Source organism: Pseudomonas cerasi (assembly GCF_900074915.1).
In the GTDB taxonomy this organism is placed as follows: domain Bacteria; phylum Pseudomonadota; class Gammaproteobacteria; order Pseudomonadales; family Pseudomonadaceae; genus Aquipseudomonas; species Aquipseudomonas cerasi.
In genome coordinates this window covers 5020708-5033050 of sequence record NZ_LT222319.1, presented here as the reverse complement: position 1 = coordinate 5033050, position 12343 = coordinate 5020708, and the positions used below count along the sequence as shown (strand labels likewise).

Annotated in this window: 9 protein-coding genes and 1 pseudogene; all 10 read left to right on the top strand. The window is 50.3% G+C overall.

Features of this window, described 5'->3' with window-relative positions; genetic code table 11:
• The first annotated feature begins 50 nt into the window (after positions 1–50).
• On the top strand, positions 51–1445 hold the full coding sequence (locus tag PCPL58_RS24800) for an MFS transporter (RefSeq protein ID WP_065350694.1): 1395 nt from the start codon (positions 51–53) through the stop codon (positions 1443–1445).
• Positions 1446–1454: 9 nt separating this feature from the next.
• On the top strand, positions 1455–2018 hold the full coding sequence (locus tag PCPL58_RS24795; protein ID WP_002555458.1) for a single-stranded DNA-binding protein: 564 nt from the start codon (positions 1455–1457) through the stop codon (positions 2016–2018).
• Between the two features lie 143 nt (positions 2019–2161).
• Entirely contained in the window at positions 2162–3382 is a 1221-nt protein-coding gene (locus tag PCPL58_RS24790; RefSeq protein WP_065350693.1) for a tyrosine-type recombinase/integrase, read from the top strand.
• Complete coding sequence (locus tag PCPL58_RS24785) at positions 3369–4889, top strand: site-specific integrase (protein ID WP_065350692.1); 1521 nt, start codon at positions 3369–3371, stop codon at positions 4887–4889. Before PCPL58_RS24790 ends, PCPL58_RS24785 begins: the two co-directional genes overlap by 14 nt.
• Positions 4882–6894 (top strand): integrase, encoded by a 2013-nt coding sequence (locus PCPL58_RS24780; RefSeq protein ID WP_065350691.1) that lies wholly within the window; start codon positions 4882–4884, stop codon positions 6892–6894. Before PCPL58_RS24785 ends, PCPL58_RS24780 begins: the two co-directional genes overlap by 8 nt.
• Positions 6895–6897: 3 nt before the next feature.
• Positions 6898–7311: a hypothetical protein gene (locus PCPL58_RS24775; protein WP_065350690.1), complete on the top strand. Its 414-nt coding sequence runs from the start codon at positions 6898–6900 to the stop codon at positions 7309–7311.
• A gap of 124 nt (positions 7312–7435) precedes the next feature.
• Complete coding sequence (locus PCPL58_RS24770; protein WP_065348561.1) at positions 7436–8413, top strand: IS5 family transposase; 978 nt, start codon at positions 7436–7438, stop codon at positions 8411–8413.
• Between the two features lie 521 nt (positions 8414–8934).
• Positions 8935–9039: pseudogene (locus PCPL58_RS32465) on the top strand (nucleotidyltransferase domain-containing protein); the annotation flags it as partial.
• A gap of 70 nt (positions 9040–9109) precedes the next feature.
• Positions 9110–9421: a hypothetical protein gene (locus PCPL58_RS24765; protein ID WP_065350689.1), complete on the top strand. Its 312-nt coding sequence runs from the start codon at positions 9110–9112 to the stop codon at positions 9419–9421.
• Between the two features lie 260 nt (positions 9422–9681).
• Positions 9682–12123 (top strand): DEAD/DEAH box helicase, encoded by a 2442-nt coding sequence (locus tag PCPL58_RS24760; RefSeq protein ID WP_104685629.1) that lies wholly within the window; start codon positions 9682–9684, stop codon positions 12121–12123.
• The last annotated feature ends 220 nt before the right edge of the window (positions 12124–12343 follow it).

Genomic DNA, 12343 nt, shown 5'->3' with positions numbered 1-12343 from the left:
TACAACGATGGGACTGGTAGAATCGCCGCCGGTTCACACGAGGTTATTCCATGCACGATACCCACAGCGAGCGTATGAGTAGCGGCGAGACCCGCGCAGCAGGCGGTCTGGCCCTGGTGTTCGCGTTCCGCATGCTTGGCATGTTCATGGTTTTGCCGGTTCTGGCAACCTACGGCATGGACCTGGCAGGCGCGAGCCCTGCACTGATCGGTCTGGCAATTGGCGCCTACGGTCTGACCCAGGCTGTGTTGCAGATACCGTTCGGGGTCATTTCCGACCGTATCGGACGGCGACCGGTGATTTATTTCGGCCTGATCATCTTTGCGATCGGCAGCGTGGTGGCGGCGAACGCGGATTCGATCTGGGGAATCATTGCCGGACGTATCCTGCAGGGGGCGGGCGCTATTTCCGCGGCGGTCATGGCGCTGCTCTCCGACCTGACCCGCGAACAGCACCGCACCAAGGCCATGGCCATGATCGGCATGACCATCGGCCTGTCGTTCGCCATCGCCATGGTCGTCGGCCCGGTCATCACCGGCATGTTCGGTCTTTCCGGGTTGTTCCTGGCCACTGGCGGCATGGCCTTGATAGGTGTTCTCATCGTCGCCTACGTGGTGCCCAAGGCCAGCGGGGCGTTAATGCACCGCGAATCCGGCGTCGCCAAACAGGCACTGGGGGCGACGTTGCGTCATCCGGACCTGCTGCGCCTGGATTTGGGTATCTTCGTGTTGCATGCGATGCTCATGTCCAGCTTCGTGGCCTTGCCGCTGGCGCTGGTCGAAAAAGCCGGTTTGCCCAAGGAACAACACTGGTGGGTGTACCTGACCGCCTTGCTGGTTTCCTTCTTCGCGATGATCCCGTTCATCATCTATGGCGAGAAGAAACGTCAAATGAAGCGCGTTCTGCTGGGCGCCGTCACAGTTTTGATGCTGGCTGAGCTATTCTTCTGGGCCTACGGGGACACGTTGCGGGCACTGGTCATCGGGACAGTGGTATTCTTCACTGCGTTCAACCTGCTGGAAGCGTCATTGCCGTCGTTGATCAGCAAGGTTTCACCGGCCGGCGGAAAAGGCACGGCAATGGGAGTTTATTCCACCAGCCAGTTTCTTGGATCGGCCGCAGGTGGGATACTGGGCGGCTGGTTGTTCCAGCACGGTGGTCTCGATGTGGTGTTCCTGGGTGGTGCAGCCATGGCCGCCGTCTGGCTCGCCTTCGCAGTGACCATGCGAGAACCGCCTTACGTGACCAGCCTACGTCTGCCGTTGTCGCCGCAGGCGCAGCGTGAAGCAGGCCTGGCAGAGCGTTTGATGTCCGTAGCAGGCGTGACAGATGCAGTGGTGGTTGCGGAAGAGGCAGCCATCTACATAAAACTCGACACAAAATTATTGGATCGTGCCTCTCTCGAAAAGCTGGTCAATCCAGCGTCAGAAGCGTGCGAAGCCTAGGAGAACGTTATGGCCCGTGGGGTTAACAAAGTCATATTGGTCGGTACATGCGGCCAGGATCCCGAAGTTCGCTACTTGCCTAACGGTAACGCCGTGACCAACCTGAGTCTGGCAACCAGCGAACAGTGGACTGACAAGCAGTCCGGTCAGAAAGTCGAAAAGACCGAATGGCACCGTGTATCGATGTTCGGCAAAGTCGCCGAAATCGCTGGCGAATACCTGCGCAAGGGTTCGCAGGTGTACATCGAAGGCAAGCTGCAGACCCGCGAGTGGGAAAAAGACGGCATCAAGCGCTACACCACTGAAATCGTCGTCGACATGCAGGGCACCATGCAACTGCTGGGCGGCCGTCCTCAGGGCGACTCCCAACAAGGTCAGGGCGGCGGCAACTACAACCAGTCCGCACCGCGTCCACAGCAGTCGCGCCCACAACAATCGGCGCCGCAGCAGTCCGCACCTCAGCAGAACTACAACCAGCAGCCGCCACAACGCGACTCGCGCCCAGCGCCGCAACAACAAGCGCCGCAGCCAGCTGCTGACTTCGACAGCTTCGATGATGATATTCCGTTCTGAGGAACCGTAGAGACTTCTTTGTAAAGTTTCTTCAGGAAGCCCCCGCATTGCGGGGGCTTTCTCGTTTTCGCGTTGTAAAAAATAAGTTGACCTGTTTTCACTAGGTTCATACCTTGAATTTACGTAAGTAATTCGAGGTGCGTATGCAGTTAGCAATCAGACGGTTTCAGGGGAAGTCAGGAGAAAGGTTTTCAATCCTCGTCGATAACGCCGGCATGCCGCTTTACTACCCCGCGCTGTACGTGACCGCTGAGATGCGTGGGCGCTCGCTTTCCATTAACACGATCAATAACGCGCTATCGGCGCTCAAGGCCATGTGCGCTTGGCAGAATTACTACGACCTTGATCTAGAGTCGCGTTTTAAGCGTTGCGAGCTGCTTTGTCGCCATGAGATCCATTCTTTGCGGGACTTCATGCAAAAGCCTCTGGAAGATATGTGTTCAGAGGACAAGCAGGTCGTGGCCCTCAAAGGCCGTCATAGAAGGGTCGCCAAGGACAATCAGTACAACCGAATAACCGTTATCGCTGGGTACGTGGGATTTCTTGCGAGCAGATTGCACCCAGTAACAGAGACCAGCGCGCAGGAAATTGATGTCATGGTGGCTCAGATCAAAGCTAATCGACCAAAGATTAGCGATAAAACTGACGAGGACAGATCTGATTTCCATCTGGATGACTCCGTTTTGGATACGGTTGAAGAAGTTCTCAAGCCAGGTAGCGCATCCAACCCGGTTACCGAGGTGGGCCTTCAATTTCGGAACGCATTGATGTTCACAATTCTTCGTCTCACCGGAATGCGGCGTGGAGAATTGCTGAACCTCAAAACGGAAGACTTCGATTTTGCTAAAAATACGGTCAAAATTGTGCGACGTGCAGACTCTGTTGGAGATCCGAGAACATATCAGCCGGTCGCTAAAACGCGGGAGCGTACATTTCCTCTAATCCCTGAGCTGATGCAGCGAGTCCATGAATACATCGCCAAATTCCGCAACAAGATTCCGGGTGCTCGTAAGCATGGATATCTTTTTGTGATTCATCGCTCAGGAAGAACTGTGGGCTGGCCACTTTCTAATTCTGGCTTCGGAAAATTTATTGCATCTCTGTCGACTTTAGCCGATGAGTTTTCTGGTCTGCATACCCATGCCCTTCGGCACCATTGGAACTATATTTTTTCGACGAGCTGCGATAAAGACAGCATAACCACTGAGCGAGAACAAAAGCTCCGCTCTTACTTGATGGGGTGGAGTGAAACGTCTGGCACTGCGTCAATTTACAACAAGCGCCATATCAAGGAAGCAGCTGGAAAGGCTGTGATGGGATTGCAAATAAAGCACTTGAGGAGGTCATCTGGTGATAGTGAATAATAGTGCAGTCCTAGCCCGGTATGAGCGCACTTCGTTTTTATCAAAAGATGGCTATGAGGTGGAGGTTTACTCGAGTAAGTGGAGGCTGAGTAAAGATATTAGAATCCACTTGGGTACTCTTCCTGCATGGCTGAATGATGATTTAAAACGCACATTTAAGCAGGTTTTGGCCATCTATGGAGAGACCTGCTCAGCGCAGTACACGATGTTACTTTACCACCGATTCAAATCTTATTTTGAGGCGACTCATAGTCTCCCACTATTCAGTCCAGAATCGATGATCTCCTATCGCTCACAAATAGCTGATACTGAGTGGGAGCTGAGCCCTATGCGTGCATTCATTCGCACATGGGTAAGTCTTGGATATCCTGGAGCCTCCGCCGACACCTTGAAAATGATGGAGGGCTGGAGGATCAAAGGGGGCGAAAAAGGCTACGCGGTACAGTCGATGTGTCCAGAAAATGGGCCGCTTACAGACATTGAGATGGAGGCTATCGTCTCAGGCGTGCTTGATTGTTATGCAATTGGAAAACTCGATTTGCGAGCAACTTGCTTCGCGATGATTTTAGCCATGACTGGCAGACGCCCAGCTCAAATCGCAGCTTTGAAGATTAAAGACCTTATGTCTGTCGGGCAGCGTTATTTCATCAATTTTCCGCGTGGCAAGCAAAAGCACGAGGGGTGGCGCCAGTCGTTTTCTAAGTTTGAGGTTGTTGAAGACTTGTGGACGCTTCTTCATGAGCAGGCAGGCTATGTCAAATCAACTTTTTCTGATCTGTGCAGTTGGTCTAACCAGCAGAATCTTGTGCCCGAGTTGCCACTGTTTCCGGCAATCAAACACTACGACGTGAATAAAGACCTTGAGGCGCAACTGGCAGGAGATTTTTTGCATGCCCGGGTGAGTGAGATCGGTTACTCGATGTCGAGCGTTAAAGAAGTGATCGCCGTTACCAGTCACAGAACTGGCGCTTACACCAACATCAACCCATACCGCTTCCGCTACACCCTCGGGACCAACCTTGCGAGGGAAGGCAGGGGGGAATACATCATCGCGCAAGCGCTTGATCACTCCGACATCCAAAATGCTGGCGTCTATGTGAGGAACATTCCCGAGATCGTTGAACGCATTGATAAAGCTGTGGCGCTGCAATTGGCTCCACTTGCGCAAGCGTTCCAAGGCGTACTTGTTGTTGATGAAACCAAGGCTCGCCGTGGTGGGGATCGTTCAAGCAGGATTTGCAGTGCAGGTGGCAACGTAGGTAGCTGCGGGAGCTATGGATTTTGTGGCGCTCTGGCCCCGGTCGCCTGTTATACCTGTTCGCATTTTCAGCCTTGGCTGGATGGACCTCATGAGGCTGTCTTAGATCAGCTAATTCTTGAGCGTGACAGCGTTTATGAAGGCACAGGCGACCTGAAGATCGCATCCGTCAATGACCGACTCATTCTTGCAGTTAGTGATGTAGTAACTCGTTGCAATGCCATGAAGAGCGATCTCGCCAATGTCTAACATCTTTCAGTTTGTTCCGAAGGCCCAAGCTGCCAGCCGGCAGAACCTTGATGAGTTCATCGTCATGTGCCGAGACAGGCTTACAGTGTTTGGTGCCGATCTGGATTGGTACAGCGATACGTGGCCAGGTGTAGGCAACTTCACAAAAAAGGGTGCTCCGTCTCGTGGCTATAGCGAAGCGCAGCTTCTGGACGCAGGCATCATTCCATTCGCGAAGGCATACGTGCGTTATCAGCAAGGCCATAACCCTAGCAAGCTGAAGAATGAATTCAAGGCCATTCGCTGCGTTGAAGCTGCTTTGCTTGAAATCAAAGGCTGTGCTGACATCACGCAGACCGATATCAGTGTCTTGGATGAAGCCGCCAAGGTAGCGTTTACTTACGGCGCGAGTTCATATCAAGCGGGCATCAGCTTGGCGAAACTCGTTGAATTCCTCAATGAAAGCCGAATCATCCCAGCACCAATTTCTTGGAAGAGCCCGGTAAAAAAACCTAAGGAGATTCATCGTACTGATTCCGTCGGCAAGCAACGGCGCGAGGACAAAATGCCTCCAGAGCGAACGCTTGAGGCAATGGCGGAGATGTTCAGCAATGACCTTCAGGGCGCGCGAGATCGCTTCACTACATCAATCTTTGCACTATGCATGTGCGCTCCATCTCGCATCAGCGAAGTACAAGACCTTCCCCTTAACTGCCTGCACCGGGAGACCGACAGCAAAGGCGTAGAGCGTCTCGGGCTCAGGTTTTACGCTGGGAAGGGATATGAATCTGATATTAAATGGCTTCCTACTGTTCTGGTGCAAACGGCTGAGGAAGCGGTTCGCCGTCTCACAGAAATGTCCGAGCCTGGGCGCATGCTCGCGAAGTGGCTTGAAAGCCATCCGGACAAGTTCTATCGCCATGAAAACTGTCCTAACTTCGGTGAAGATCACCCTCTAAGTGACACCCAAGCATGCCTTGCTCTGGGGTTAGATCCGAGTGACGTAGCGGCGGTAGCTACCGTTAGGCTGAAAGCGGGAATGAAATCCTACAAACCATTTCCGGCCTTTTATGCAGAGAACGGCTACGTCACATTGCGGTTTCTGAACGGTTTCGTGCACAGCAAGCTGCCGAAGGGGTGGCCGTGGCTCAACAAAGAGCGGCACATCAAGTATTCCGAGGCGCTCTGCTGTTTCAGACAAAACGAACTGAGGATGGACTATCCAGCACGACCGATCATTGTCTGGTCTCCGGGGAAGAGTACGTTCACAACGGACATCAACTATATCGATGGTCAGGAACGCAGCATTTGGGAGAGGAATGGCTACAAAAACCCTGATGGAACTCCTATTTCTATAGGATCTCACCAAGTTCGCCACTACCTGAATACGCTGGCTCAGCGCGGCAGCCTAGGCCAGTTGGACATCGCCAAATGGTCAGGGCGAGCCAACATCCACCAGAACGCTACCTACAACCACATGACAGCCGATGAGCACGTCGAGATGGCCAGGGAAGCGGGGATTGGTGTCGCTTTGACCAAGATCAGAGAGAACACGCCAGTAACGTTGGCTGACCTTGACGCCACAGGGGAGGGAATTGCCCACGTCACAATTTTCGGCTTCTGCGTACATGACTATTCAATGCTTCCGTGCCAGAAGCACCGTGACTGCCTGAATTGCACTGAGCAAGTCTGCGTCAAGGGTGATGCCAACAAACTCGAAAGACTCAAAAGTCATCGTGACAGTATCTGCCTTCAGCTTGGCAAGGCTCGGGCGGCGAATGAAGACGGTATCTACGGTGCCGACCGCTGGAGTCAGCATCAGATCAAAACCTTGGAACGGGCTGATCAACTGATCGAGATTTTAGAGTCGAAGGACACTCCCGATGGCACCATCATCCGGTTGAGCAATAACCAGGAGTTTAGCCCGCTGAAGCGTGCTATTGCCGCCCGATCAACTGCGCCAAGCCTGCCTGCTCTCAAAGAAGAGCCGGATATGGACGAACTCCGTGCGTTGATGGGGATGTAAGCCATGGCAAAGCATTTGAGTCAAAAAGACCTAGATCTAATTGTCAGCCTGATTGACGGCTGGGAGGGAAAGCTTGCCTGGGAGGCGCTCTGCGATGCTATTGAACCGTTGATAGGGACGCGGCCGACTCGGCAAACCCTGAACTCGCACGAGAAGATCAAGAGTGCGTTCACTCACCATAAGGCTAGGATGAAGTCAGGTTTCGTTTCCACGAAACGCCCGGCGAGTTTGAGTATTGCCGAGCAGCGGATTCGGCGGCTGGAGGCAGAAAACCATCGACTTGAACGTGAAAATGCTTGCCTGATGGAACGGTTTGTTCGCTGGCAGTACAACGCTTATAAATTTAACGTTTCTGCGGAGAAGCTGGATGCGCCGCTTCCGATTGTGGATCGTGGCTCGTCGGAGGTTGGGCCCTGAGTGTAATATTGCTTTGAGGCCCTTTAAACGAATGACTCATTGCGGCGTAGCTAGGGAAACTCTGAAAAAGACTTCCAAATCTGGTGAAATACGCCAGTCCCAAGCACTGAACGGTTGAGTCCCGATGAAGCAGATGTCCTTCGCTGACGCCGAATACGCTGGCAAACGCAAACAAACCCGCCGTGAACGCTTCCTGATCGAGATGGATCAGGTCGTGCCCTGGAATGGCTTGGTCAAACTGATCGAGCCACACTATCCAAAGGGCGAAGGTGGTCGCCCTGCCTATCCGTTGATGGCGATGTTGCGGGTTCATCTGATGCAAAACTGGTTCGGCTACAGCGATCCGGCCATGGAAGAATCGCTCTACGAAACCACAATTCTGCGACAGTTTGCAGGACTGCACCTGGATCGGATTCCGGACGAAACCACGATCCTCAATTTCCGCCGACTGCTGGAGAAACATGAGCTGGCCGGTGGGATTTTGCAGGTCATCAATGGCTATTTGGGCGACCGTGGTTTGTTGCTGCGCCAGGGCACCGTGGTCGATGCAACGATCATCCATGCGGCGAGTTCGACCAAGAACGAGGACGGAAAACGTGACCCTGAAATGCACCAGACGAAGAAAGGAAATCAATATTTCTTCGGGATGAAAGCGCACATCGGTGTCGATGCCGAATCCGGTTTGGTGCATAGCGTGGTGGGCACGGCGGCGAATGTAGCTGACGTAACTCAGGTCGACCAGTTACTGCACGGAGAAGAAACTTACGTCTCTGGCGACGCGGGCTACACCGGTGTCGAAAAGCGTCCCGAGCATCAAAATCGCCAAATGATATGGTCGATTGCAGCGCGGCCCAGCAGTTATAAAAAGCATGCAAAGGAAAGTCTGATCGGGCGCATGCGTCGCAAAATCGAATACGCGAAAGCTCAACTGCGCGCCAAGGTTGAGCATCCGTTTCGAGTGATCAAACGCCAGTTTGGTTATACGAAAGTACGCTTCCGAGGCCTGCTGAAAAACACTGCGCAGCAGACCACGCTATTTGCTCTGTCCAATCTGTGGATGATGCGAAAACGACTGCTGAATACAGGAGAGGTGCGCCTGTAATGTGGACAATTGACGCTAAAAAGCGCTTGTCCGAAGAAAAAAGAGGAGTTGGGCGAGGCAAAGGTCTGATTTTCGATTGAAACGACGTTTTTTGAAACTTTGAAGCAACGGGAGGGTTAAAAAGTCTGCCTACTTCAGACCTTCCCTAGGTAGGTTTAGTTTATGGAGGGTTGTACATGTTTATGAAGATCCCCCCGAAAGAGCCGCTGGGCGTTCTAACCATGAGCGAAACAATTTCAAGACTAACCAATTTTGAATTATCGAGGTCTTCTGGAAAGCGTCCTCGTTGTGGCTCGGTTCTTACTGAGAATGAATTGCAATCGTTACGTGCAGAAATGATCAGAGATGGTGCGTACATGAAGGAATGGTTAAGTCTTAAGCTGCGGAAGCGCTCATTAATGAGCTAGGGGTAGCTCATCGGTGAACGATAGCGCTCATGGATGAGCTAGGGTTAGCTCACCGGTGCTACGTAACGACGATAATTCGCATTTTGAGGTCAATCTGTTGGCGCTGATTGAAAACTGACCCACCCTGCCGATCTTATTGATCAGGCGAACCCCCCGACGCAATCGCTACGTTTGCAACGCGAAGCCTCGCGCAAACTCATCCGGTCAACTCAAGTACTTTGCTGCACCGCCAGCTGACAGCGGCTGTATGCTGATATCGTCATTTGAACCGGTTGTTTGGGAGGTAGTGATGAAAATTATCGGTAAGGTCGAAATCGAATCCGTCATGGATGTCGTGTGCGACGTCTGCCAGCTCTCCACTCGGGTGACAAATGGCGGGCTTCAATTCGCCACGCTCCAAGCGCACTGGGGGGACGGCACGAAACATCATGGCGAGCGATACGAGCTGCACCTATGTGAAGGCTGCTTCTTTCAGGCAGTTGCTAATCTCAAGCAGGAGCGGCGTACCCAGACTCTCTTCAGCGATGATGGTCGTGCTGATAGGGCTTTTGTCGGCGATGATTTCGGTCTGATCCCTAATGACTCCTTTATGAGCGAATGAAGTTGATCAGCCAACTGACTTCATCCGCCGTTCAGATTTCGAAGGGCCTCGCGACCGGCAACTATCGGCCAGGAGCAGACGGTCGTGACTGCGAAAAACTACCAGACAAGGCCGTTTACTAGAGAATGAGGATCCGACGAAGTAGTTTTTTCCGGAAAATTTTCCGTATTCTGCACCATACTCAAGGTTGTGCGTGGACTCTGGCTGCATAAAAAACCTAGACGTACTTTCAAAGATTCAACTATTACAAGGAGTAGTAAATGGTCGACTTCAAGAAAAAGCTAAAAAATAAAAGTGTTGAAAAGAGGATAGATCCAACTGAAATATACGACTCACTGGATCGAAGAAGCGAAGCAGGACCGCTGCGCCCTTCTCAAGAAACATTATTAAAAGAATGGCATAGTTCCCGAAGAAATTTGAAGGATAGCGTTGTAAAACTCCACACAGGTGAAGGCAAAACTCTGATTGGACTTTTGATGCTTCAATCGAAGCTGAATGAATCCGGAAAGCCATGCGTTTTTTTGTGCCCCAACATTTACCTCGCAAGACAAGTAACATCTGAAGCCAAAAAATTCGGCATACCCTTTTGCGAAATTGGTAAAGACCGAGAGCTTCCCGACGAGTTTATCGCCGGGAAAACCCTCTTAATCACACATATTCAAAAGCTTTTCAATGGAAGAACGAAATTCGGACTCAATAACAAGTCTGTGGAAGTCGGCTCCATTGTTTTAGATGACTCACATGCCTGCATTGACTCGATCAAAAGCGCGCTTACCATCAAGATAGATCGAAAGCATCCTCTTTATGAAAAATTCATCAGGCTTTTCGACCAAGATTTAAGAGAGCAAGGGGAGGGCAGCTTCCTTGAAATTGAGAGTGGCAGCTACAACACTATGCTGCCAATTCCTTACTGGTCTTGGGTAGACCGAAAAGACGAAATGATTCAGCTCCTACTAAGCCATAAGGACGATAAAGAAATTGTTTTTGTATGGGAGCTAATAAAAAATAATTTAGAGAATTGTCAAGCTTTCATAGCTGGAACCTACCTCGAAATATCGCCTATATTAATTCCCATAAATGCATTCGGCTCATTCGCTCGAGCAGAACACCGAATTTTAATGTCAGCTACCACGCAAGACGACTCCTTCTCGATCAAGGGGCTTGGTTTTGACATTGAGGCAATTAAAACTCCTCTCACCAATACCATACTAAAATGGTCGGGTGAGAAGATGATCTTAATTCCTACCTTAATCGACGCATCTTTAGACAGAGAAAATATTGTTGACTGGCTCGCAAAGCCGGATAAAGATCGCAGTTTCGGCATCGTATTCTTAACCCCTGACTTCTCAAATAAAACTCAGTACCAACGTTTGGGCGCGACCGTTGCTGAAACCGAAACCATTTTCGAACATGTTCAGCAGTTGAAAACTGGAAAAACGGCTTCGTCCATGGTTTTTGCGAATAGATATGATGGTATAGACCTGCCCGATGACGCTTGCCGCATCCTTATCCTAGACTCAAAACCCTACTTTGACTCTCTTCTCGACCGTTACGAAGAGGACTGTCGTACTGGTAGCGATATAATGAATGTAAAGATCGCGCAAAAAGTAGAACAAGGCTTGGGGCGCAGTGTAAGAGGTGAAAAAGATTACAGCGTAATCTTGATAGTGGGGGGCGATCTTACAAAGTTTATCAAAAGCCAATCTACTCACAAATATTTCTCCCCGCAAACAAAAAAACAGATTGAAATTGGCCTGCAGATTGCAGAAGACGCGAAAGCAGAGCTCAAAACTAAGCCCAACGAGTATGAGGTTCTAATTGATCTCATGAAACAAGCTCTTACCCGAGATGAGGGCTGGAAAGAATATTATGTCGAAGAAATGGATGAAATAGTCAAAACAAACCAGAGTACATCTTTGTATGACGTATTAAAAATGGAGTTCGATGCGGAACTAGCGTTTGCATCTGGTAACGAAGCACGGGCGTGTGAAATCATTCAGAAACTATCAGATAAATTCCAGGAAGAACCTGCCGAAAAAGGGTGGTATGTACAACAGTTAGCTCGATACACTTACAGGCTTAGCAAAGCAGACGCTAATACCATTCAAGGCACTGCCTTCAGATTAAACACCCAGCTTTTGAAGCCAAAAACCGGTGTCAATTACAAAAAAATATCTTTCATCAATGAAAATCGAATTTCACGAATTCAGAATTGGCTAAAAACTTTTAACACTCACGAAGAACTTCAACTTTCTGCTAATGGGATACTCGACAACCTTGCTTTTGGTGTAGCCTCAGAAAAATTTGAGCTAGCTCTTAAAGAGCTTGGCCTGGGCTTGGGCTTCGAAAGTCAGAGGCCAGACAAAGAAATCAAAAAAGGCCCTGACAACCTTTGGTGTATTGGAGTTAATAAGTATATATTTCTAGAGTGCAAAAACGAGGTCGAATCGAACCGGGTGGAAATAAACAAAAACGAAGCTGGCCAGATGAACACGCACTGCGGTTGGTTTGAAGAAGTTTACGGCGAAGCAGAATGCACTAGAATTCTGGTACACCCCACCAAAAAACTTTCATATCATGGAAACTTTACTCACGACGTTTCGATCATGCGAAAACGCTCGCTTAACAAACTAAAAGAAAACTTCCGATCGTTCATTATGGAGCTACAAAAATTTGACATCCACAGTATTTCAACGGAGTAAATTAACAAGCTGCTAAGTTTTCACAGTTTAGATCCAGGCCACCTAACTACAATGTATTCAGAGTCTCACACTAACTAAACTAACAACTGCCTTAAAGTATTGTGGAGGAATACATAATTCCTCCATATGTCACCACTGCAACAACGATCAGCATTCTAGAGTGTGATTGATAGTCCCTACATAGGGATTCAATCCCTTCGTGCTTCTTCGGGCCGCTCCA

Bases quoted from the DNA above. Each gene is read 5' to 3' on its own strand.
- PCPL58_RS24800 (WP_065350694.1), top strand. From the start codon at position 51: ATGCACGATACCCACAGCGAGCGTATGAGTAGCGGCGAGACCCGCGCA.
- PCPL58_RS24795 (WP_002555458.1), top strand. From the start codon at position 1,455: ATGGCCCGTGGGGTTAACAAAGTCATATTGGTCGGTACATGCGGCCAG.
- PCPL58_RS24790 (WP_065350693.1), top strand. From the start codon at position 2,162: ATGCAGTTAGCAATCAGACGGTTTCAGGGGAAGTCAGGAGAAAGGTTT.
- PCPL58_RS24780 (WP_065350691.1), top strand. From the start codon at position 4,882: ATGTCTAACATCTTTCAGTTTGTTCCGAAGGCCCAAGCTGCCAGCCGG.
- PCPL58_RS24775 (WP_065350690.1), top strand. From the start codon at position 6,898: ATGGCAAAGCATTTGAGTCAAAAAGACCTAGATCTAATTGTCAGCCTG.
- PCPL58_RS24770 (WP_065348561.1), top strand. From the start codon at position 7,436: ATGAAGCAGATGTCCTTCGCTGACGCCGAATACGCTGGCAAACGCAAA.
- PCPL58_RS24765 (WP_065350689.1), top strand. From the start codon at position 9,110: ATGAAAATTATCGGTAAGGTCGAAATCGAATCCGTCATGGATGTCGTG.
- PCPL58_RS24760 (WP_104685629.1), top strand. From the start codon at position 9,682: ATGGTCGACTTCAAGAAAAAGCTAAAAAATAAAAGTGTTGAAAAGAGG.